General features: G+C 36.0%; 26 protein-coding genes. 15 read left to right on the top strand and 11 right to left on the bottom strand.

Annotated elements, in window-relative coordinates:
• From OPU68_RS17720 to OPU68_RS17680, 9 genes are all read left to right on the top strand, one after another.
• On the top strand, nt 1-951 hold a 951-nt coding region (locus tag OPU68_RS17720), incomplete at its 5' end, for an RHS repeat-associated core domain-containing protein (RefSeq protein ID WP_498475250.1).
• Nucleotides 952-958: 7 nt separating this feature from the next.
• Nucleotides 959-1432, top strand: a complete 474-nt coding sequence (locus tag OPU68_RS17715) for a hypothetical protein (RefSeq protein WP_307427496.1) — start codon at nt 959-961, stop codon at nt 1430-1432.
• 21 nt (nt 1433-1453) lie between these two features.
• Nucleotides 1454-1672 (top strand): hypothetical protein, encoded by a 219-nt coding sequence (locus tag OPU68_RS17710; protein WP_498475249.1) that lies wholly within the window; start codon nt 1454-1456, stop codon nt 1670-1672.
• Between the two features lie 52 nt (nt 1673-1724).
• Nucleotides 1725-2927, top strand: a complete 1203-nt coding sequence (locus OPU68_RS17705) for an RHS repeat domain-containing protein (protein ID WP_498475248.1) — start codon at nt 1725-1727, stop codon at nt 2925-2927.
• 59 nt (nt 2928-2986) lie between these two features.
• Nucleotides 2987-3403, top strand: coding sequence for a hypothetical protein (locus tag OPU68_RS17700; RefSeq protein WP_498475247.1), 417 nt, complete (start codon nt 2987-2989; stop codon nt 3401-3403).
• A gap of 232 nt (nt 3404-3635) precedes the next feature.
• On the top strand, nt 3636-4277 hold the full coding sequence (locus OPU68_RS17695; RefSeq protein ID WP_498475246.1) for a DUF4271 domain-containing protein: 642 nt from the start codon (nt 3636-3638) through the stop codon (nt 4275-4277).
• A gap of 21 nt (nt 4278-4298) precedes the next feature.
• A complete protein-coding gene (locus OPU68_RS17690) occupies nt 4299-5039 on the top strand; it encodes a uroporphyrinogen-III synthase (protein WP_498475245.1) in 741 nt (246 codons plus the stop codon).
• 102 nt (nt 5040-5141) lie between these two features.
• Nucleotides 5142-7187 (top strand): S9 family peptidase, encoded by a 2046-nt coding sequence (locus OPU68_RS17685; protein ID WP_498475244.1) that lies wholly within the window; start codon nt 5142-5144, stop codon nt 7185-7187.
• 2 nt (nt 7188-7189) lie between these two features.
• The gene (locus OPU68_RS17680; protein ID WP_498475243.1) at nt 7190-7534 is read left to right on the top strand and encodes a hypothetical protein; all 345 of its coding nucleotides are present in this window, start codon (nt 7190-7192) and stop codon (nt 7532-7534) included.
• An 82-nt stretch (nt 7535-7616) separates the two neighbouring features.
• Here the strand turns inward: OPU68_RS17680 and OPU68_RS17675 are convergent, their stop codons facing one another.
• A complete protein-coding gene (locus tag OPU68_RS17675) occupies nt 7617-8108 on the bottom strand; it encodes an SRPBCC family protein (RefSeq protein ID WP_498475242.1) in 492 nt (163 codons plus the stop codon).
• A 190-nt stretch (nt 8109-8298) separates the two neighbouring features.
• Here OPU68_RS17675 and OPU68_RS17670 point away from each other — a divergent pair, with 190 nt between their 5' ends.
• Nucleotides 8299-9840 (top strand): sensor histidine kinase, encoded by a 1542-nt coding sequence (locus OPU68_RS17670; protein WP_498475241.1) that lies wholly within the window; start codon nt 8299-8301, stop codon nt 9838-9840.
• A gap of 151 nt (nt 9841-9991) precedes the next feature.
• Nucleotides 9992-10681 carry a response regulator transcription factor gene (locus tag OPU68_RS17665; protein ID WP_498475240.1) on the top strand — a complete coding sequence of 230 codons (690 nt, stop codon included), beginning with the start codon at nt 9992-9994 and terminating at the stop codon, nt 10679-10681.
• 58 nt (nt 10682-10739) lie between these two features.
• Here OPU68_RS17665 and OPU68_RS17660 read toward each other — a convergent pair whose 3' ends face one another.
• Nucleotides 10740-11534: a murein L,D-transpeptidase catalytic domain family protein gene (locus OPU68_RS17660; RefSeq protein ID WP_498475239.1), complete on the bottom strand. Its 795-nt coding sequence runs from the start codon at nt 11532-11534 to the stop codon at nt 10740-10742.
• 231 nt (nt 11535-11765) lie between these two features.
• Between OPU68_RS17660 and OPU68_RS17655 the strand changes: the two genes are divergently transcribed.
• A complete protein-coding gene (locus OPU68_RS17655; protein ID WP_498475238.1) occupies nt 11766-12527 on the top strand; it encodes a nitrilase-related carbon-nitrogen hydrolase in 762 nt (253 codons plus the stop codon).
• Here OPU68_RS17655 and OPU68_RS17650 read toward each other — a convergent pair.
• From OPU68_RS17650 to OPU68_RS17640, 3 genes are all read right to left on the bottom strand, one after another.
• The gene (locus OPU68_RS17650; protein ID WP_498475237.1) at nt 12524-12826 is read right to left on the bottom strand and encodes a thioredoxin family protein; all 303 of its coding nucleotides are present in this window, start codon (nt 12824-12826) and stop codon (nt 12524-12526) included. The two genes, OPU68_RS17655 and OPU68_RS17650, sit on opposite strands and share 4 nt — an antisense overlap.
• Before the next feature lie 119 nt (nt 12827-12945).
• Nucleotides 12946-14355: an MBL fold metallo-hydrolase gene (locus OPU68_RS17645; protein ID WP_498475236.1), complete on the bottom strand. Its 1410-nt coding sequence runs from the start codon at nt 14353-14355 to the stop codon at nt 12946-12948.
• 157 nt (nt 14356-14512) lie between these two features.
• Nucleotides 14513-15007 carry a hypothetical protein gene (locus tag OPU68_RS17640; RefSeq protein ID WP_498475235.1) on the bottom strand — a complete coding sequence of 165 codons (495 nt, stop codon included), beginning with the start codon at nt 15005-15007 and terminating at the stop codon, nt 14513-14515.
• A gap of 171 nt (nt 15008-15178) precedes the next feature.
• Between OPU68_RS17640 and mutS the strand changes: the two genes are divergently transcribed.
• Nucleotides 15179-17734 (top strand): DNA mismatch repair protein MutS, encoded by a 2556-nt coding sequence (gene mutS, locus OPU68_RS17635; protein ID WP_498475251.1) that lies wholly within the window; start codon nt 15179-15181, stop codon nt 17732-17734.
• 2 nt (nt 17735-17736) lie between these two features.
• Here mutS and OPU68_RS17630 read toward each other — a convergent pair whose 3' ends face one another.
• Genes OPU68_RS17630 through OPU68_RS17620 form a run of 3 tightly spaced genes read right to left on the bottom strand, consistent with a single transcriptional unit; the run spans nt 17737 to nt 18357 of the window.
• Nucleotides 17737-17931, bottom strand: a complete 195-nt coding sequence (locus OPU68_RS17630; RefSeq protein ID WP_498475234.1) for a hypothetical protein — start codon at nt 17929-17931, stop codon at nt 17737-17739.
• A 52-nt stretch (nt 17932-17983) separates the two neighbouring features.
• Entirely contained in the window at nt 17984-18154 is a 171-nt protein-coding gene (locus OPU68_RS17625; RefSeq protein ID WP_498475233.1) for an energy transducer TonB, read from the bottom strand.
• Between the two features lie 8 nt (nt 18155-18162).
• The gene (locus OPU68_RS17620) at nt 18163-18357 is read right to left on the bottom strand and encodes a hypothetical protein (protein ID WP_498475232.1); all 195 of its coding nucleotides are present in this window, start codon (nt 18355-18357) and stop codon (nt 18163-18165) included.
• 193 nt (nt 18358-18550) lie between these two features.
• On the opposite strand from OPU68_RS17620, the gene OPU68_RS17615 reads away from it, so the two are divergent.
• Together OPU68_RS17615 and OPU68_RS17610 are read left to right on the top strand one after the other, a co-directional pair.
• On the top strand, nt 18551-19048 hold the full coding sequence (locus OPU68_RS17615; protein ID WP_498475231.1) for a hypothetical protein: 498 nt from the start codon (nt 18551-18553) through the stop codon (nt 19046-19048).
• Nucleotides 19045-19425, top strand: a complete 381-nt coding sequence (locus tag OPU68_RS17610) for a ribosomal maturation YjgA family protein (RefSeq protein ID WP_498475230.1) — start codon at nt 19045-19047, stop codon at nt 19423-19425. The genes OPU68_RS17615 and OPU68_RS17610 overlap by 4 nt, the downstream gene beginning before the upstream one ends.
• Here OPU68_RS17610 and OPU68_RS17605 read toward each other — a convergent pair.
• From OPU68_RS17605 to OPU68_RS17595, 3 genes are read right to left on the bottom strand one after another with little or no spacing between them, the layout of a single operon-like run.
• Entirely contained in the window at nt 19404-20330 is a 927-nt protein-coding gene (locus OPU68_RS17605) for a YARHG domain-containing protein (RefSeq protein WP_498475229.1), read from the bottom strand. The two genes, OPU68_RS17610 and OPU68_RS17605, sit on opposite strands and share 22 nt — an antisense overlap.
• Nucleotides 20327-20962: a DUF2306 domain-containing protein gene (locus tag OPU68_RS17600; protein WP_498475228.1), complete on the bottom strand. Its 636-nt coding sequence runs from the start codon at nt 20960-20962 to the stop codon at nt 20327-20329. Before OPU68_RS17600 ends, OPU68_RS17605 begins: the two co-directional genes overlap by 4 nt.
• A 9-nt stretch (nt 20963-20971) precedes the next feature.
• On the bottom strand, nt 20972-21304 hold the full coding sequence (locus tag OPU68_RS17595; RefSeq protein WP_498475227.1) for a bacteriophage spanin2 family protein: 333 nt from the start codon (nt 21302-21304) through the stop codon (nt 20972-20974).
• Between the last annotated feature and the right edge of the window lie 9 nt (nt 21305-21313).

Here is a 21313-nt window from a genome sequence, read left to right as displayed (position 1 = left end):
TATCCATTTGGGATGAGTTTTTTGAAACCTTTTGGTCAGGTTTCTGTATATGATCCAATGGCGATTCCTTATAATTATAAGTACAACGGGAAGGAGTTACAAGAAACGGGGATGTACGATTATGGCGCAAGATTTTATATGCCCGATATTGGTAGATGGGGAGTTGTTGACCCATTAGCAGAACAATACCGCAGACACTCTACTTACAATTATGCCGTAAACAATCCAATACGATTCATCGATCCCGATGGTCGTGGAGTTGAAAGCACAGGTGTAAAATTAAATGAAAATGGTACATATACTGTCGTAAGTGCTAAAGATGATGGGAATAATGGGATTTATGTAGCAGATGCGAAAGGCAATTATGATGTAGAAACTTCAGACCATCTTGCTAACTCTTTAACCCCTCGCTCTTTTATGGGAGACGATAACCAAGCTGTTGTAGGTGCTGTAATTAGTCCAGGTGATTTAAGTGGCAATGATTTCCTTAATGATTTGATGGGTGCTAATGAGCCTAATATTATTAAATATATGGCGAACGGTAAAGGTAATGAACAATATGATTTTAAAACCAATGGTCCCAATGGAGAAGCTGGAGGAACCGATCAAAGACCTGAAGGAATGACCGTGCAACAATATAGCTATCGTGGTGTTTTGTTTTCAGTAGATACTGGAGATAAGACTGATAACGTTTCTGTTATCGCTTCAGCACGAGATATTGGAAATTTTGGAGCAGGTTATATTGCTGGAAATAATGGTTTAACCTGGGGAACCGCAAGATTAGGATTTGATGCTCTCCAAAGCAAGCAACAAGGTACTTTTGCTACTGAAGGACAAACCACTCAAATGGCTCAAAAAATAGGTCATACTCTCGGACACAAAAATTATGATAGTAGGCGTGCCGCAGTTTACAAGTCCCAATCCTCAAATCCATTACGTGGACCCAAATAATTTAATTATGAAAAGAATACTGAAAGTCTTCGTTATATTGATTGCAGTTTTAGGAGCTTTATTTGTTTGGTATGATCAAAGTCGTTCTTTTTTCAAAGCAACCAATGGACAATATATTACGATGTGGAAAAGATATGGAGGAACTTGTTATCTGATTCCGGGTAAATATTATGGGATTACAAAACCAAAAGATGGTTATATAGAGACCTCAAACCTTGGTTATCTTACAGTATATTATAGTGATAAATTACCACATCTTATTTTATTGAGTAAAGAATCCAACTACGATTATAAATCTTCTAATCCTATAAATAAAAAGTATTTGTTTGAGGATTACATATCAAATAAAGAAAAGTATAAACCTATCATTTATAAAGAAAATGCTGAAAAATTTTCCGATATAAATAATGATGCTTCTTTTTTAAGCATAAATATCTTAGAAGGTTATGCTACTGATGGGACAGGGAAAACTCAGAGATAAATAATAAAGCCACTCAATTGAGTGGCTTTATTATTATTTTTCAAACTGCTTGTCTACGAGGTCAAGGAAACCTTGCGCCAGTTCATCGAGTATTGGGAAATGCTTCTCTCCAAGTTGGCTGAAGTTCCAGTACAGGTTCTTGTGCGGATTAATGAACTCAAAGAAATCAAAGGGCAGTTTTTGGATAAGGTAGGTAAAGTTTTTGACCTTTGGGTCTGCATACTCGCAGAGCTTCCATAGGATGCGGATGTTGATGTCGTTGGGACGGTAACCAAGAGTCGCATACGGAAATATGGCGCAAATAAACCAGAATGTCAATGTGACTAATTATTTTTACAGGGCAGACGGAGTAAAGGTGAAGAAGAAATTTGTCCTGACCAACTCAGCTGGAACAAAGATTATCAATACAGAACATCTGGACGGTTTCCAATACTCTACGCCTAATACGGAGCCAATACGCAAGGCATTGGATACGAAGGACGATGCCACAATGGATGTCGCAACCGCCGGAGAGGAAGAAGCTTTCTCCAAAGATGAGGATAAAAGAATAGCCATTATAGATACCGGAAACCCTCCTGTGGTAGACAATATGATCCTTTCTTTCTTCCCGACTTCTGAAGGTTTTTACGATTATGAGAATTTTCGTTATATTTACCAGTATAAGGATCATCTTGGAAATGTGAGGGTGAGCTATGTGAAAAACGGAAACGATTTGCAAATAATGGACAGGAACGATTATTATCCTTTCGGGATGAGTTTTTTGAAGCCTTTTGGTCAGGTTTCTGTGTATGATCCGATGGCGATTCCTTATAATTACAAGTACAACGGAAAAGAGCTTCAAGAAACCGGAATGTATGATTATGGTGCGAGGATGTATATGCCCGATATTGGTAGATGGGGGGTGGTGGATCCATTGGCGGAGAAGTATTTAGAATGGTCGCCTTTTAATTACACACTTAACAATCCTATAAGCAATATTGATCCTGACGGTCGTGGAGTTCTCACAGATTTTACACTTAACAAAAAAACAGGAGAAGTAAGACAAGTTGGCGAAACTAATAATGATCCTGACAGAATTGTTAAATCGAAAGATGGAGAAGTTGTTAGAGATAAAAAAGGAAATGTTAAAGTAGAGGTAGATAATATTGCTAAGGGAATATTGAAAGACGGACAAAATTTAAAAACTTCTGATCAGATTGTAGATGTTGGAGAAAAAGGACAGCCAACTTTGGCACAAGCAGAGGAATTTGCGGTTAAGCTATCTGATTATCTTGGAGTTGAATTGACAGGTGCATATCTTTCAAAAGACTCAGGAAAAGACGGAGCTATTACAAAATTTTATTTAGATAAATATAATAAAAACACATATAACCGTTCTTATGGTTCTTTGTATAAATGCAAAATTGGAGATCCTAGATTAAATGGATACTTCAACCCCCCCCCAGCTGGTGCGAGCGTCTCGCTCGTTCGTATTGACAGTCAGATAATAATTTGAAATTAATGATATAAATTATTACAATGCCGATGGCGCAAAGCTGAAAAAGAAATTTACCCTTGTCAATAGTGACGGAACAAAGATTATTCAATACCGAATATCTGGACGGGTTCCAATATTCTACGCCTAATACGGAGCCAATACGCAAGGCATTGGAAACGAAGGACGATGCCACAATGGATGTCGCAACCGCCGGAGAGGAAGATGCTTTCTCCAAGGATGAGGATAAAAGAATAGCCATTATAGATAAAGGAATTCAACACAGTAGATTGGAAGCAAAGTTAGTGATAGTAGTGACGATTTTAATATTAAGCTATTCAATTAAGACAATAATTATAAATTCAAAAAACGAGAGTAGGCAATTCTACTCTCGTTTTTACAGAAAAAACGTATCGCAAAAGATGAGAATGATATTAGGTGTATTAAAACTTTGTTATTTAAACAGTATTATTAAAAATGGAACTGCAAAAAACTAAAAAGCCACAATATTTGTGTAAAAAATGCAATCGTAGGTTTTGGGATTATTACTCATAAAATTCTTACAGGAGAGACAATTTTCTGAAGCTGTTGATTTTCTGAAGCGCCTAAAATAATATGCTGGAAATTATTTCGGAACTTCAATATTTTATTTTTTAAATAAGTTGAATATTTATAAACTAATTAACATATTCCAGTAATCTAATTCCTATTTTTGCAAAAAATTGTAGGTTGGTTAGAATTACGGAACATAATGATTGGGTAATATATTGTATTCTCGGAAGTGTCTTCGCTTACATTATTGTGCTTTCTGTTTTCAATCGGGATGCTAACATCAAGGATTTTCTTTTACAGAAAATTGATGATTCCAACAATCTTACACCTTCATGGATGATTATTTCCATCGTAAGGGCTGTTATGATCTCTCTACTCTTGTCCCAATTCGTACCCATTATTCCAAAATTCATTTCTGATATTAAGATTTTTGGACTTCAACTTAATAAATTTGGATTTTCAGTTTTAGCTGTTTTGGCTTTTGATGTGATCAAGAATTTTATCACATTTCTTTTCTACAACAGTATTGGCAATGGGAAAAACCTGAAGGGTCTGGCCCTGATCTCCAGCAAGTTTTATTTTCTGGAATCCATTGGCTTTATGATCGCCGGATTTGCACTTTTCTACTATCCGGTGGATTTGGTACAATATTTTTATGTCATCATAATTATATTAATTTCATTGTTTGTGCTGAAAAACCTAATCTATATTTTTCATAATCAAGCAATTTTGCCAGAAAAATGGTATTATAAATTTTTGTATATTTGCACGCTTCAAATAGTACCTGTTTTGGTACTATGGAAGTTCTTGTTTTATTAAATGTAACATAGACATTTCAAGATGAAAATCAAATCTATTTTAGTTTCACAACCAGCGCCAAACGAATCTTCGCCTTATCTGGAGATTGCAAAAAAAGAGAAAATCAAGATTGATTTCCGTCCTTTTATTCACGTTCAAGGTGTGGATGCGAAAGATCTGAGAACGCAGAAAATAGACCTGACTCAATATACAGGGATTATTTTCACGAGTAAAAATGCGATTGATCATTATTTTCGTCTTGCAGAGGAAATGAGATTCGCAGTGCCGGATTCGATGCGCTACATCTGCCAGTCCGAGGCCATTGCCAACTATTTGCAGAAGCATATTGTTTACAGAAAAAGGAAAATAAGCTTTGGCGAGAAGAATTTTTCCGACTTGGCAACTTTATTCAAAAAACATCCGTCCGAAAAGTATCTTTTGCCTTCATCTGATATTTTGACACCGGAAGTTCCAAAAGTGTTGGACTCTGCAAATATCGAGTGGACGCGAGCAATCATGTACAAAACAGTTGCGAGCGACCTGACTGATATTAACATCAATGATTACGAAATGCTGGTTTTCTTTAGCCCGCAAGGAATCAAGTCTTTGAAAATCAATTTCCCTGATTTTGAACAGAAAGAAACCAAAATTGCTGTTTTCGGAACTACAACGCAAGCCGCAGCAGAAGAAGCCGGATTGACTGTCAATGTGATGGCTCCAACCAAAGAAACGCCGTCTATGACAATGGCGGTAGAAAAATACATCAAAAGCATCAATAAGTAATTATTGACTTCATAAATCAAAACCGTCTTCTTTCCGAGAAGATGGTTTTTTGTTTAAATTTGTTAAATCTGAAAATCATTTCAGACAAATACTTTCCAAAGAATGAATGCTCCAAAAGCAAAAAAAATAGATAAACTTCTCGAAATTCATAATGACCAGAGGAATGACCCTTATTTCTGGATGAATGAAAGAGAAAACCCCGAAGTCATCAAATATCTGGAAGAAGAAAATGCTTATACAGATTTTGTGATGAAAGAAACGGAAGATCTTCAGAACGACCTTTATGAAGAAATGAAATCCCGTTACAAAAAAGACGACGAGTCTCTGCCTTATTTTTTCAATCAATATTGGTATATCGTCCGGTATGAGGATGGGAAAGAATATCCGATTTTCTCGAGAAAGTTTCAAACTTTGGAAAACGAAGAAGAGATTCTTCTGGATGCCAATGTCTTAGCAGAAGGTCACGAATATTTTGATATTGGAAGTATTTCTATTAGCGTTAATAATGATATTTTGTCATTTTCAACTGATGTTGTCGGGAGAAGGATTTATAAAATTTTCTTTAAAAATCTGAAAACCGGCGAAATTTACAAAGACGAAATTGATAACACGACCGGAAAGGCGGTTTGGTCCGGCGATGACAATTATGTCTTTTATATAAGAAAAGATGAAAGCCTGAGAGCATTTCAAATCCACCGCCACGAGTTGGGAACCGAAACTGAAAAAGACGTTTTGATTTTCCACGAGGAAGATGAAACGTTTGACGTTAATGTCTACAAAACCAAAACGTTAGATTATATTTTCATCTCCTCATCCAGTACGAATGAAGATGAGCACAGATTCATTCCTTCCAATGATGTTTTTGCAGATTGGAAAATCATCCAGCCAAGAACTGAGGATTTGGAATATTCTGTGGAACATTATCAGGATGAATTTTACATTGTAACAAATGCTGATGATGCTACGAATTTTAAAATTGTGAAGACTAAAGTTGAAAATCCCGGAATTGAAAACTGGGAAGATTTTATCCCGCACAGAGAAAATGTTTTGATTGAAGGTTTCGAAATCTTTAATGATTATTTCGTTTTGGAAGAAAGAGAACGTGGACTCCTTCAAATTAAAATCATTGAAAGCCAAACCGGAGATTCTCATTATCTGCCATTTTCCGATCCGACTTACACCGCGTACATCGGGACAAATATGGAATTTGATACCGAAAAATTACGTTTCGGCTACACTTCTTTGACCAAACCAGCTTCAACTTTCGAATATGATATGAAAGAAAAAACCACCAAACTCCTGAAAGAACAGGAAGTTTTGGGCGGAAAATTCTTCAAAGAAAATTATATCTCAGAAAGAATCTGGGCAACTGCAAGAGACGGAAAACAAGTCCCGATTTCTTTGGTTTATCATAAAGACACAGCAAAATCTGAAAACACGCCACTTCTACTCTACGGCTACGGAAGCTACGGTCACACGGTAGATGCAAGCTTTTCAAGCACCAGATTATCGCTGCTAGACCGAGGTTATATCTTTGCCATTGCACACATCCGAGGCGGAGAATATCTTGGCAGAGAATGGTATGAAGACGGAAAAATGCTTCAGAAAAAGAATACATTTTTTGATTTCATCGATGCTGCAAAACACTTAATATCAGAAAATTACACTTCTCCAAATCACCTTTATGCAATGGGCGGAAGTGCCGGCGGACTTTTGGTCGGCGCGGTAATGAATTATAATCCGGAACTTTTCAACGGGATTGTGGCGCAGGTTCCTTTTGTAGACGTGGTTTCAACAATGTTGGACGATACTATTCCTTTGACAACCGGAGAATACGACGAATGGGGAAATCCGAATGAGAAAGAATATTATGATTATATGAAATCCTATTCGCCCTATGATAATATCGAAGCGAAAAATTATCCAAATATCTTAATTACCACAGGCTTCCACGATTCTCAGGTCCAATATTGGGAACCGGCAAAATGGACAGCAAAACTGAGAGAATTAAAAACGGATAATAATATTCTGATTTTCAAAACTGATATGAGTTCCGGTCACGGCGGTGCAAGCGGCCGATTTGAAAGCCTGAAAGAAATCGCTTTGGAATATGCATTTTTGTTTAAAGTTGAAGGTTTAAAAAATTAATTATGAGCGAAGCAGAACTCTGGAAAAAAGTAGAACGCTTTTTTGAAGTGAATTTCCAAACCGAGAAAAATCCACCAATCGATACATTATTGTTCATCATTGGTGTTCAGGAATTGGGAAGCGGACAGCAGAAATTTACGAAAGATGATAAAGTCAATCTTTTGCACATTGCAGTTTGCAGATTACTGGAACCTTTTGGTTACTACAAATTCACGCATTACGAAGATGGCTGGCCTCATTATGATAAATTAGATGATCTTCCGGAACTGAAACCGAATGAACAATCGCTTCTCATGAAAAAAGCGATCATTCAGTATTTTCAGGATGAGGAAATTGAATTGGGTTAAGGTTTTTTTCTCGCAGATTTTGCAGATAAAACAGATTTTTTTGAACTTATTATCTGCAAAATTAGCTAAATCTGCGAGAAATTTAATTTCCAGATAACAAATCTTCCAATTGATTTAGTCCCATTTTGAATCCACCTTCAAAGCCCATTTCCAGCTGTTGCTGCATTTTTTCTTTGGTAGAAACTTTGATATTTACAGTCAGCTTGGTTCCTTCTTCTACGCCGGTAAATCCGAAAAGCCAGCTGGTTGCGGGCATTTCCTCATCAACAATGCCTTTTTCATCAGAGAATTTACTTTCCTGGTCAAAGCTTCGGTGTTCATTGATCTCGCCAAAATTTACAACACAGTAGGCTTTTTCCCCATTTGGACCTACCATTGCGTAATGCCAGATTCCATTTTCTCTAAATTCCATTTTGATGGTTTCGCAATTCCATGGTTTTGGACCCCACCATTGATCGATCAGTTCTTGTTTGGTAAAATAATTCCAAACCGTGGTAACATCTGCGGAAAAAACTTTCATTACGTAAATACTCGTTGAGTCTAAATCTGCGTTGAAAATAATATCTGAGTTCATATCGTTTTTATATTTTTTTAAATTTAATACTTATATTTCAAATCCCAATTTCTGTTGTGGCAGAATATTTGATATTCACAATAAAACGTTAAATCTGTGAATTTTAAGAAATATTTAATAATTTCAACCGTTATTTTTTATTAAGACAATCTTAAAATCATTAATTTTAACTTTTCAAATTAATTAATATATGAATAACAAATTCATTCCAATTATTTCTGTATTTATGACGATTTCATTGATTGTATTCGTCTCTTTACAGTTGTATTGGATCAAAGAATTATACACATCTCTCGAACAGGATTTCTCAAACAAAGTTTATTCCGCATTAGAAACTTCCACCCAAAAAGTCAATCAAATTGAGGTTAACAAATATTGGAATGAAACTTATGGCGGCGTTGGGAAAGAAGTTTTAGCCTCTTCCAATCAGCCAACTAAAACTTATATCCAGCAAAGTTCTGACTCCGCAAATCGTTCTAATATCCTTTTCCAAACCAGTATTGTTGAGAAACAAAACATTCCGGTTTCTGCAAAAGGCGACACACTTTACACAACAAAACTTTACAAGGACGAAGGCCAGCTGAAGCTTAAAAGAACTTCACCGGAACCGCTTACAACCAACATCAGTAGAGATATTGATAATAATTCTTTTCAAATGAAAGAGTTCGCTAGGCTTAGCGCAACCAATCTTCCGATTGAAAAAAGAGTAGACAACAGAGTTATTGATTCCGTAATCAGCAAAGAACTCAGACTGAAAGGAATCGATACAAAATTCGGGTTCGGCGTTATTAATAAATCCAACAAGCTGACAACCATTGCCAATAATATTTATCTGGATCAAAAGGACAAAACCAATTATACCTATCCGCTTTTTACAGACAGCAAGGATCGAACGCTTTACACGTTGGCGATTGTTTTCCCTAGAAAAGATTATTCACTGGTGAAGCACAATCTGCCTATGCTTCTGGGGACTTTTATTTCACTCCTGACGATTCTTGGGATTTATATTATTTCCATTAATTATATGATGCGTCAGAAAAAAATTGCTGAGATCAAAACGGATTTTATCAATAATATGTCGCACGAGTTCAAGACACCTTTGGCAACCATTTCTGTGGCTGCAGATTCTCTGGCAAATGATAAGATCGCAACGAATCCCGATAAAGTCAAATACTATTCCGGTCTTATAAAACAGGAAAATCTGAGAATGAAAAAGCAGGTGGAAACGGTGCTGAATATGTCCAAACTGGAACGTAACGAGATGCCTTTGCACTTGAGGGAAACCAATGTGCGGGAATTAATAAAAAGTGTTACAGAATCTTTCCGACTGATTGTAGATCAGCGAAATGGAACTCTCATCACAGATTTCAATGCTACCAAATATAATTTTTTGGTTGATGAATTTCATATCTCGAATGCACTGATTAATCTTCTTGATAATGCCAACAAATATTCTCCCGAAACACCGGAAATAAGGGTAAGCACAAGAAATGAAGCCAATTTCTACGTGATCGAAATTTCTGACAAAGGAATGGGAATGGACGGCACAAACAAAACGAAGATCTTTGAAAAATTCTTCCGGGAAGAAACAGGAAATATTCATAATGTAAAAGGACAGGGACTTGGATTGTCTTATGTGAAAAAGATTGTCGAAATCCACAAAGGACAAATTTCCGTAGATTCTTATAAAGGGAAAGGAAGTACGTTTACAATAAAACTTCCGATGGTGTAGTAGAAAAATATTTAATCAAAAAATTATTTATGAAGAAGGATGTAGGATGGTAAAAAATGGAGAGGAATTTGTAAATCATTAAATTAAAAATTAAAATAAATATTAACATTACAAGAACATTAGTTCTTTATCAAATCATAAATTAAAAGATATGAGCAATAGAATATTATTAGTAGAAGACGACCAGAGTTTTGGCGCAGTTCTTAAAGATTATCTTACGATAAACAACTTCGAGGTGACACTAGCAACCGACGGAGAAATGGGACTGAAAGAGTTTACAGAAAAAGAATTTGACATCTGCATCTTTGACGTGATGATGCCGAAAAAAGACGGATTTTCTCTGGCAGAAGACGTTAAGAAAATTGATAAAAATACACCTATCATCTTCCTCACTGCAAGAAACCTGCGTGAAGATATCCTGAAAGGTTATCAGATTGGAGCAGATGATTATATCACAAAACCATTTGATACAGAGTTACTTCTGTATAAAATAAAAGCAATTCTACAGAGAAGCGCCGTTTTGGAAAACGAAGACCAGGAGCAGTTCAAGATCAGCAATATTTTCTTCGATTCTATGCTGAGACAGCTACGAGTGAATGAAAATGACTATAAATTATCGCCTAAGGAAAATGAACTTCTGAAATTGCTTTGCATCCACAGGAATGACTTTATGCCGAGAGATCTTGCGCTTAGAAAAATCTGGAAAAAAGAAAATTACTTCACTGCAAGAAGTATGGATGTTTACATCGCAAAACTGAGAAAACTCCTGAAAGAAGATGACGGATTAGAAATCATCAACGTTCACGGAGAAGGTTTCCGATTGTTGGTCAAGAATCCTTAAACATAAAAAAATCCCTTCAGAAGTTCTGAAGGGATTTTTCTTTCATATTACTTTTTACTTAATTTGTCGCCATTTTCTGCTCTGAAACGTTTAAGATTTGGTCTTTTTGTTCATTGTTTTTCAACCATTCAGAACTTGAAAGATAATTTTGATCCGGATAATAAATGAATAAGCACGTCTTATTTTTTATCGTATTGATGATAGGCTGCGCCAATTCTCTGGGAACCGCCGGGCAACCCCAACTTCTGCCTAATCTTTTCTCAGCTTTTATGAAATCTTCACTCACATAATTTGCGCCGTGCATCACGATGCATCTTTCCAGTGCCGCATCATTATAACCTTTGTCCATTCCGAATAATCGCAGAGAATAGCCGTTATCGCCTTCATAAGTCTGTTCTGTAATGTAAAATCCAAGACTTGACTGGTGCGAATCTTCGGTATTCGAAAAATTCATAGCAAACTCTTCACCCGTTCCTTTTCCGTGTGCAACCAGGGAATTAAACAGTAATTTTTTCTCTCCAGTATCTATCACCCAAAGGCGTTTTCTGTTGGAAGAAAGACTAAAATCACAAACCGAAAGCAAATGCGCCGTTGGTTCCAGTTTACCGGATTTTTTCAAATTTTGGAATCCTAAAAATGCTTTTTCAAAAACTTCAAAATTCAATTTTTCTCCTTCAAACTGTAGATTTTTGTACACTTCTTGTGCTTCATTTACTGGTAAGAAATTCTTTTTAGGACTTAGTTTTATTTCTTTCACCGTGATTTGGGATTGAGAATGATTCTCAGAACCCGATGGATAGAAAGAAGTTGTGATCAAATAAAACAATCCTAATAATAATTGGAATCTCTTCATAAATTAATAATATTTTTTTGTTTTTTAGTGGTGCAAAATTACAATTATATCATTTTCAATATGTTATTGTGTGCGTTTTTAACAGTTCTTTAGGATAGTTTAACTTAAAAGAGATGTTTTGCGATTTATTTTATTAAGACTTTCTTATGAAAATAGATTGAAATTTAAAATCAGAGAATACTGATAGAAACGAATTTTAAATTAATAAATTGCAATACAAATATTTAAGATATGTCAACACTTAAAATTGCAGGTCTGAATCTGGACATTATTTGGAAGAATAAAGAAGAGAATTTCAGAAAAGTTGAGAATAATTTTTCATCAGTTGTGGCTGATGTTTACTTGCTTCCGGAAATGTTTTCCACAGGATTTTGTATGGAAGCAGAAGAAGTGGCAGACCGAAATAATGAATCTTTAATTTGGATGAAATCCTTTGCCACATCAAAAAATTCTGCCGTCGCAGGAAGCGTTTCTGTGGAAGAAGATGGAAAATTCTACAACAGATTTTACTTCGTTTTTCCAGACGGAAGTTTTGAATATTATGATAAAAGACACCTGTTTTCCTACTCTGGTGAAGACAAAGTTTACACAGCAGGAACTGAACGGAAAATTATAGAATACAAAGGATTTAGAATTCTTTTGCAGGTTTGCTTTGACTTGCGATTTCCGGTTTTTTCCAGGAATCAGGATGACTATGATGCGATTTTATACATCGCAAACTGGCCAAGTTCCAGAGTTGAAGCCTGGAAATCTTTGTTAAAGGCAAGATCAATCGAAAATCAGGCTTTTCTTTTTGGATTGAACAGGATGGGAATTGATGGTTATAAAAACGATTATGAAGAAAGCTCTCTGGCATACTTCCCAGACGGAAAAGAAATTTCCGAACGAGAAAATAATATCGTTCTTTCCAAATGGAATCTTGAGGAATTAAAGGAATTCAGAAGTAAGTTTCCGTTTTTGGCAGAGAGAGAAGAGTTTGAAATTAAATTTTAATTAGAATACTGCTCCAACACACCCACCAAAGAATTCACATCGTGAACACCGCTTTCCTTCCAAAGCATTTCTCCATTTTTGAAAACTGCCAAAGTAGGAACACCTCGCACATTATATTGACTAGCGATTGATGGAAATTGATCGATGTCAATTTTCACGATTCGTGCTTTTTCGCCAACTTGTTCTTTTACAGAATTCAAAACTGAAGACTGTACTTTGCATGGCTGACACCAGGTTGCGAAAAAATCAATGAGAACAGGACGTTCCGATTGTATGAGTTCTTGAAATTTTTGTGACATTATTTTAGATGTTAGAAGTTAGGTTTTAGATCCTTTGACATACTGAGTGAAAAAATTCAGCGTTTGTCAGGCTGAGGCGAAGTTTATCCTGAGCTAGACGAAGGAAAGTCTTTTAAATATTATAAAGTTTTCGTCTGACAAACAAAATTACTTGTAGGAACTTTATCAAACTTTTTTATGGCATTAAAACCACCTTCAACCTCTGTGAAATTCCTGTAACCTCTTGACTGCAAAATACTTGCCGCAATCATACTTCTGTAGCCACCAGCACAATGGATGTAAAAATGCTCTGAATTATCAATAGAATTCACCCAATCATTGATATAAGCCAAAGGTTTGCTGTAAGCCTTGTCTATATGTTCCGCTTCGTATTCTGTTTCTTTTCTTACATCTATAACTTTCTGTCCTTCAATATATTCTGAAACAAATTCTTCGGCAGAAATTCTTTTGATGTCGTCTATTTCTTTTCCGGAATTTTTCCAGCTTTCAAAACCGCCCTCCAAAAAACCTACTACATTATCAAAGCCAACTCGGCTAAGTCTTGTGATAACTTCCTCCTCAGAACCAAGATCTGAAACGAGAATAATCGGTTGCTGAACATCCACAATCATCGCTCCAACCCAAGGTGCAAAATCACCTTTGATGCCGATGTTTACTGAATTCGGGACAAAACCTTTATGGAAATCCGCGGCACTTCTGGTATCCAAAATCAAAGCGCCGGTTTCTTCTACCGCTATTTCAAAATCTTCAACTGCAATTGGATTTTTACCTTTCTTAAGAACTTTTTCAAAACTTTCATAGCCACCTTTGTTCAAAGCTACATTCATCCCAAAATATTTTGGTGGCGCCGTTAAACCATCCAGTACTTCATCAATGAAACTTTCTTTGGTTGGCTGTCTCAGGGCATAATTGGTTCTTTTTTGATTTCCCAAGGTATCCACTGTTTCTTTCTGCATGTTTTTTCCACAAGCAGAGCCCGCACCGTGAGCCGGATAAACTGTGATAGAATCATCCAATGGCAGAATCTTGCTGTGTAGACTTTCGTACAACATTCCAGCGAGATCTCTTTCGGTAATTTCTCCTGACTTCTGAGCCAAATCCGGTCTCCCAACATCACCCAGAAATAAAGTGTCACCAGAGAAAATAGCTGTTTCAATGCCATTTTCGTCAATCAAAAGATAAGTTGAACTTTCCAAAGTATGACCCGGCGTGTGAAGGACTTTTATTTTAACTTTTCCAATTTCGAAAATCTGATGGTCTTCCGCTATGATCGCTTCAAATTCGGGTTTTGCCGTTGGTCCGTAAACAATTGGCGCATCCGTCTTTTTGGAAAGATCAAGATGCCCCGAAACAAAATCTGCATGGAAATGCGTCTCAAAAATATATTTGAGTTTTACCTGATCTTTCTCCAAACGCTCGAGGTAAGGTTTGATTTCTCTCAGCGGATCTATGATCGCCGCTTCATTTTCGGAAACGATGTAGTACGCACCCTGCGCAAGACAACCGGTATATATTTGCTCAATTTTCATTGTCTGTCAATGGTTTAATGTTCAGATAATCTAAATTTTAAATTATTTGAAATTTTACAACTACAAATATGAGGTTATTTGGACTAACTATAAATAAATTTTAACTGATATTATTTATGATATCGATTTGAAATTAAACAGACGCTTGATTTTTTTATTATTTAACCAATGCCCAAATCCCTACTCCCACAGCCGCATAAGCTGCAACTGTAATGACATCTGCAACTGGCTGCGAAAATCGACGTTCTGCAATAGTTGACTGATTGATTTGGTTTTTATGGAATTTCAGAATCTTTTTCGGTTTATGAACTACGTGAGCAACCAATGTGTCACTTTCCCATTTATCAACCTGAATTTTGTAAGGTTTGCCTCCAACTTCAATTTTGAAATACTTGTTAGCCTCCAACTTATCCTGAATATTCATTGGTTGATTCTGGTTTTTATTGTCATCAGCCTTCGGTTTTCCGGCAGTTTTAGACTTCGCCACTGCGCCCTTTGCCTGAGAAACAGCCATAGCCTTTCTTGAAAATTCGTCGGATTGTACTTGCGGTTGGGAAGTTTCCGGCTTTTTGGGGTCATTTTCTGTTTTAGCTTTGTAAGTATAACAGCTGATCATAGAAAACGATATAATAAGGAGATAAATATTTTTCATTAGCCAAATTTAAGAATTAAACGGATTATTTCTAATTTTCTTTTAATTAAGAGTAAGCTTATTGATCTAATATTCCAGATATGACAAAATTGATGGTCTAATATTCTCTGAATTAATTCGTATTTTAGCGCTTCTAAAATCAATACTTTGGCTAAGAAAGAAACCCCGTTAATGACGCAGTATAACACCATCAAGGCAAGATATCCTGATGCACTTTTGTTGTTCCGCGTGGGAGATTTCTACGAGACTTTTGGGCAGGATGCCATCAGAACTTCTCAGATTCTTGGTATTGTTTTGACCAAAAGAGCTAATGGCGAAGGTCATATAGAACTGGCTGGATTTCCACATCATTCCGTAGATTCTTACTTGCCAAAACTCGTGCGAGCCGGATTGCGTGTTGCGATATGTGACCAGTTGGAAGATCCAAAAACGGTAAAGGGAATTGTAAAACGTGGTGTGACAGAATTGGTGACGCCAGGTGTTACGTTCAATGATCAGGTTTTGAGTTCCAAGAAAAATAATTTCCTACTTTCCCTTCATAAAGAAAAAGAAAAATACGGACTGGCTTTGGTGGATGTTTCCACTGGAGAATTTCTCGTGAGTGAAGGCAATCTGGAAAAATTGCTTCACATCGTTCACACTTTTGACCCGAGTGAAATTATTTATCAAAGAACAACAGAATTACCGACGCAATTAAAAAACAAAAGTGCTTTCAAACTTGAGGATTGGGCTTTCCGATTTCCTTACGCTTACGAGAAACTGACTTCGCATTTCAAAACACAATCTCTTAAAGGTTTCGGGATCGAGGAACATAAATTGGGAGTTACTGCAGCTGGAGCCATCTTTGCTTATTTGGTGGAAGATACACATCACGCACTTTTACAGCACATTACAAGAATCAATCTGATTCCCCAAGATGATTATCTGATGATGGATGGTTTTACTCTAAGGAATCTGGAAATCGTTTATTCGGCGAGTCAGCAAGGAAAATCTCTTCTTGATATTATTGATAAAACCTGTACGCCAATGGGAGGAAGATTATTGAGAAGACGGATCATTTTACCTTTAAAAAATATTGGTGATATCAACAGAAGGCTTAGCCTTATCGAGTTTTTGAATAAGGAAGATTCGTTGAAATATGATGTTAAAGATTTGCTTAAAGGCATTTCTGATTTGGATAGATTAATTGGAAAATTGGCGGCGGAAAAGATTTCACCTAAAGAATTAGGTTATCTCCGCCAATCAGTTGTCAACATTCAGGAAATCAGAACAAAACTGTTGAAATTTCCTGATGTTTTAGCCTGGCTGGATCCGATTATCAACCTTGATGATTTGATTGATTTTATTAAAGATCATTTGAATGACGAACTTCCGGTTAACATCAGCAAGGGAAATGTGATCCGAGAAGGAATTTCTGAAGAACTCGATCATCTTAGAAATATTCAAAATAAAGGTCGCGGTTTTCTGGACGAAATGTGCCAACGAGAAATCGAAAGAACCGGAATTACAAGTTTGAAAATTGATTTCAATGGTGTTTTTGGCTATTACATTGAAGTTCGAAATACGCATAAAGACAAAGTTCCCGCTGAGTGGATCCGTAAACAAACGCTTGTAAATGCCGAACGTTACATTACCGAAGAACTGAAAGAATACGAAACTCAAATCCTTGGCGCTACTGATAAAATTAGTGCGCTGGAGTTTAAACTTTACAGGAATGTCTGTGACAATGTGATGATCTACATCGACCAGTTGCAGGAAAATTCAAAATTGATTGGCGAGCTCGATTGCGCTGTTGGATTGTCAGAATTGTCGGTTGAAGATAATTACACCAAACCGATTCTTAATGATTCTTTCTCAATCAACATTCAGGAAGGACGACATCCAATCATCGAAAAATCTTTGCCTCTTGGTGAATCTTACATTCCGAATGATGTTTTTCTGGACAGAGATTCTCAACAGATTATTATGGTAACCGGACCGAATATGGCTGGTAAATCAGCGATTTTGAGACAAACTGCAATCATTTCTTTGTTGGCTCAAATCGGAAGTTTTGTTCCAGCGAAACACGCTGAGATTGGAACTTTGGATAAGATTTTTACCAGAGTTGGTGCTTCGGATAATCTTTCTGCCGGCGAATCTACTTTTATGGTGGAAATGAATGAGGCAGCGAATATCCTTAATAATATTTCGGACAGAAGTTTGATTTTACTTGATGAAATCGGACGTGGAACTTCTACTTATGACGGTGTTTCCATCGCTTGGGCGATTGCAGAATATCTTCATCAGCATCCAACGCAACCGAAAACGCTTTTCGCTACGCATTATCATGAGCTGAACGAAATGTCCATCAATTTTGAAAGAATCAAAAATTTCCACGTCTCTATTCAGGAAGCGAAAGGAACGATTATTTTCTTGAGAAAATTAATTTCAGGAGGAAGCGAACATAGTTTTGGTATCCACGTGGCGAAGTTGGCAGGAATGCCATCTAAAGTCGTGAATCGCGCAAATGAAATTCTTAAAACCCTGGAATCCAGCAGATCAACACAAGATTCGGGAGAGAAAATAAAACGCGTGACAGAAGAAAACCTTCAACTTTCATTCTTCCAGTTGGATGATCCTGTTTTGGAAAATATCCGGGAAGAACTCACAAAAATTGACATCAATACTTTGACGCCAATTGAAGCTTTGATGAAGCTGAATTCGATAAAGAAAATGATTGGGAAATAGATTTATTTAACTGAATCTTTTTTAACCGCAACAGTATCTACATTTTTACTATCAGCAGATAGTGATGTCGAGTCAACGCCTTCATTTCTCATATGCTCTGCGCTGTGATCATCTTTGCGTTGTTCACGCTTGTCTTTGTCTGGAATACAGCTGGTTGCGAATAATGCTAATGAGCTGATTAATAATAGTTTTTTCATTTTGGTAAATTTAAATAAGTAATTTCAAAAATTAAACCGAAATTATTGGCAATTAAATATTTGCAGTCGAAGGAAACTTATAATAACTTCTTACATCAACACCATTTACTTTTGCCGGTTGCCATTTTGTTTTTATTTTTTTTAGCGCTTTTATTGCTTCTTGATTAAAACTCTCGTTTTCTCCTTTTGCTTTAATCCCAGAAATACTTCCATCTCTTTCCACAATAAAAACTAATTCTGTGCGAAAAATGCCTTTGCCTTTAATTTTATTAACATTAATATTCTTGCAAATTCACTTCTAAATACCTGAATGCCTTCGGGAAACTCTGCCGTCACATCAACTTTTTCAGCTGTAAATTCTTCTTTAGATTGTGAAAATGTGGTTACGCTAACAAGAAATAGAAAGAAAAATAATAATTTTTTCATAGTTATTTTTTTTCAAAGATATTGATTTACAGAATTTGGTGGAAGTTTCAAAAAGTATTTTTAAATTTGGTTTTTTACAATTAAACTTACAAATCTGGGGCATTTTAAAATATTAGAAACGCATAATTTTTTCTCAAAATATGAGACTGCTATTGCGTTTGGACTGCTTGCCATGCAGTATCTTTTGATCGCTATGTTCCCAAATTCTCAAGATTCTGAGGTAGAGAAAAATTACATCTATCTCTGGTTTTTTGATATTTTTCTGGCAATTCCTATTATTATTTTGATTTATTTTCCAGACAAGATCCGGCGAATCATTCTAATGAGTATTTTGGCAATTGCTTTTGCTGTTTTCTTTTTCGAATACGGTTTTAACTCTGTGTATTTCAATACTTTTATTGCATTGTTTTTAGCTAATAGGATTCTGCTTTTCAATTTAGATCCTAAGGAGAAAAATAATTTGATAACATCCAAGGCCAAACGGTTTTTATTGGTTTTTCCAGTCAGTTTTGTTGTGACTGTCACAGAGTCAATTTTAGACAAAATGGGAATTTTGCATCACGAGAGGGTTGGCGACGGTCTTTTGATGTCAACAGCTGGAAAAGTATTTCTCTTCGTAGGTTATTACAGTATTGTCTCTTATTTGGAATATCGAAAAGTCAAATATCCAAACTCCAAATTCTTTTTATGAAATTTAGTTTTAAATACTTTTTGATTGCGATTGTAATCTTCCTTATCGAAGTTTTGATTGCGACCAAATTAAAAGATTGGTTTTTTGTGAGAGCCTATCTGGGCGACGTTTTCGTGGTGATGCTGATGTATTATTTCATCAAATCATTTTTCGATTTTGAACCTGTAAAATTAATTATCGGAATCTTTATATTTTCTTGTTTGATAGAGCTTCTCCAGTATTTTCACTTTGGAGAATTATTGGGATTCAAAGACAATCGATTGATGATGATTATCTTGGGGAATTCCTTCAGCTGGATTGACATTCTTTGCTACTTTGCCGGATGCGTGATTTTATTTTTAATCGAGTCTGGACTTTATCGCCCAAAAGTATCGTAATGATCTTCTGCATACTTTTCTAAGCGAGCAAGTAGCGCAACATTTTCTTTTTCCAAAGGCGAAAGTTCCGAGTCTACATTATTCGAAACCGGAACGTACCAATCTGCATTTTCAAAAAACTGGCGGTAAGTTTCTTTTTTGAAGGAATATCCGTGACGTGCAAAAACCGTGTTTCTGATAATCTGAAGATCCAGTTTTCTAAGGTTTTTCAGATCTTTTTCGGTTAATTTCTGTTTAGAAGCATTGATTTTGAAGACATTATCTGAAGCACTTCTGTAGAATGTGTTTTCGTAAGTTTCAGTTTTCCCTTCGTCGTTTACGAAAGAATTTTTCTTTACCTTTCCGCCGTTCCAGTCTACAGGATTTTCGTAATTACTTTCTCCAGAATTGTCTTTGGAAAGCATAAAATTTGGATTGTAAGCAAATTCTTTTCTGGTAAGTTTCAAAGTTTTTTCAGGCGATTTGACCGATGATTTATTGAACGCAATCCAATCTCCAATCAAACTGTCTTCTTTCAATTTCAACTGAAATCTTCCGTCCGACTTATCACTTCCCGGCTCATCCAGAACAAATCCTACTGTATTTTCATTAAGAATACCTCGGAAAGACCTTTGATTTCCATTCACGACGGAATAGCCGTAAACACTGTCTTTGGTAATTCTATTGATTTTGACAGAGATTTTTTTATACTCTAAAATCTCGTTTCCATATTCGGTTGGTGTAGGTTTTGAGTTGAAATCTCCGGTATAGATGCCGTACCATTCTTTATGGAATTCCTGCTCTACTTCTTTTTTGGAAGTTAAAGAATCTGTTTTGATTTGTTCACTTGACTTCTCTTCTTTTTTACAAGAAATGACAACAAAAGTAAAAATCAGACTTGCGAAAATTAGATTTAAGTTTTTCATCGTTTTTGTTTTTTGATTATATATTCCACTAATAATAAGTTGGGAACCCATCCAAGCCACGCAATGATTTGATAAACATCCATCGGATTGGGATGGAATAAATATACTAAAATTACCTTCCACATCCGCAATGTAATTGCAGAAAGCGCAAGTGCGTAACTACGCCACATCCAGAATTTATGCTGCAGAATATTGCGCTTCCGGATTTCTTTATAAGACCTGTAAGTTGTGTAGAACCAAAGAATCCCAAGCAGAACGAATGCCACTTTTGAAAGTAATCCGCCATTGGCAAAAATACCAATATAAACTCCTGACAATGCAGAAAATAGCAAGGTAGTAAAAACATAAATCCTTCCAGAAAACCGATGCAGATATTTTAGATTTTTATCAAAAAAAACAGCAATAAATCCCGCCATCAAAGCGAAAATACTGCTGTAAACGTGCAAGTAAAAGATAGAAAGATATTCCGGTCGGGAAGCGACTTCCGTTTGTTTTATCATCAGAAAACTGACATTGGAACTTACAGGAATGTAGTCTGATGTGATTTTCAGCATCAACCCAAAGAAATATATAAAATTAATTGCAACAATTCCTTTTAAAACAACATTCTTGGATTTGCTGAAACCAAGCATAACTTCGGCTTAAATCGGGATAAAAACAACAGCTGCAACAGCTGCAAGACCAATTAAAACAGAAAGAATAATATCCGGTTTCTTGATCTCTCTCACATCGCTTTTCTCGATTTCTACCATTTCCCCGGCTTTATTTTTCCCGTAGATTTTGGTCGCATCTAATTTCAAAACTTCTATTTTTTGAGATTTTGCATCTTTGGTCTGGATCGTGTATTTTTTATAAAGATCTATCGAGTTGTCATTCATCGGCTTGTTTGGCGAGACTACTCTTGTGTGACAAGACGCAAGGAAAAAAAACAAAGAAAGAACAATGGCTTTAGTAATATTTTTTGCAAATTTCATTTTATTGTA

Source organism: Chryseobacterium sp. TB1-D10 (genome assembly GCF_059803555.1).
Note: the sequence above shows the minus strand (reverse complement) of the source record. Positions and strands in the feature narration are given on the sequence as shown.

Coding starts and splice junctions, on each gene's coding strand:
- OPU68_RS17660 (WP_498475239.1), bottom strand. CDS start 11,534: ATGAAGAGATTCCAATTATTATTAGGATTGTTTTATTTGATCACAACT.
- OPU68_RS17685 (WP_498475244.1), top strand. CDS start 5,142: ATGAATGCTCCAAAAGCAAAAAAAATAGATAAACTTCTCGAAATTCAT.
- OPU68_RS17715 (WP_307427496.1), top strand. CDS start 959: ATGAAAAGAATACTGAAAGTCTTCGTTATATTGATTGCAGTTTTAGGA.
- OPU68_RS17615 (WP_498475231.1), top strand. CDS start 18,551: ATGTTCCCAAATTCTCAAGATTCTGAGGTAGAGAAAAATTACATCTAT.
- OPU68_RS17690 (WP_498475245.1), top strand. CDS start 4,299: ATGAAAATCAAATCTATTTTAGTTTCACAACCAGCGCCAAACGAATCT.
- OPU68_RS17650 (WP_498475237.1), bottom strand. CDS start 12,826: ATGTCACAAAAATTTCAAGAACTCATACAATCGGAACGTCCTGTTCTC.
- OPU68_RS17600 (WP_498475228.1), bottom strand. CDS start 20,962: ATGCTTGGTTTCAGCAAATCCAAGAATGTTGTTTTAAAAGGAATTGTT.
- OPU68_RS17645 (WP_498475236.1), bottom strand. CDS start 14,355: ATGAAAATTGAGCAAATATATACCGGTTGTCTTGCGCAGGGTGCGTAC.
- OPU68_RS17640 (WP_498475235.1), bottom strand. CDS start 15,007: ATGAAAAATATTTATCTCCTTATTATATCGTTTTCTATGATCAGCTGT.
- OPU68_RS17595 (WP_498475227.1), bottom strand. CDS start 21,304: ATGAAATTTGCAAAAAATATTACTAAAGCCATTGTTCTTTCTTTGTTT.
- OPU68_RS17665 (WP_498475240.1), top strand. CDS start 9,992: ATGAGCAATAGAATATTATTAGTAGAAGACGACCAGAGTTTTGGCGCA.
- mutS (WP_498475251.1), top strand. CDS start 15,179: ATGACGCAGTATAACACCATCAAGGCAAGATATCCTGATGCACTTTTG.
- OPU68_RS17680 (WP_498475243.1), top strand. CDS start 7,190: ATGAGCGAAGCAGAACTCTGGAAAAAAGTAGAACGCTTTTTTGAAGTG.
- OPU68_RS17670 (WP_498475241.1), top strand. CDS start 8,299: ATGAATAACAAATTCATTCCAATTATTTCTGTATTTATGACGATTTCA.
- OPU68_RS17705 (WP_498475248.1), top strand. CDS start 1,725: ATGGCGCAAATAAACCAGAATGTCAATGTGACTAATTATTTTTACAGG.
- OPU68_RS17610 (WP_498475230.1), top strand. CDS start 19,045: ATGAAATTTAGTTTTAAATACTTTTTGATTGCGATTGTAATCTTCCTT.
- OPU68_RS17605 (WP_498475229.1), bottom strand. CDS start 20,330: ATGAAAAACTTAAATCTAATTTTCGCAAGTCTGATTTTTACTTTTGTT.
- OPU68_RS17675 (WP_498475242.1), bottom strand. CDS start 8,108: ATGAACTCAGATATTATTTTCAACGCAGATTTAGACTCAACGAGTATT.
- OPU68_RS17630 (WP_498475234.1), bottom strand. CDS start 17,931: ATGAAAAAACTATTATTAATCAGCTCATTAGCATTATTCGCAACCAGC.
- OPU68_RS17655 (WP_498475238.1), top strand. CDS start 11,766: ATGTCAACACTTAAAATTGCAGGTCTGAATCTGGACATTATTTGGAAG.
- OPU68_RS17620 (WP_498475232.1), bottom strand. CDS start 18,357: ATGAAAAAATTATTATTTTTCTTTCTATTTCTTGTTAGCGTAACCACA.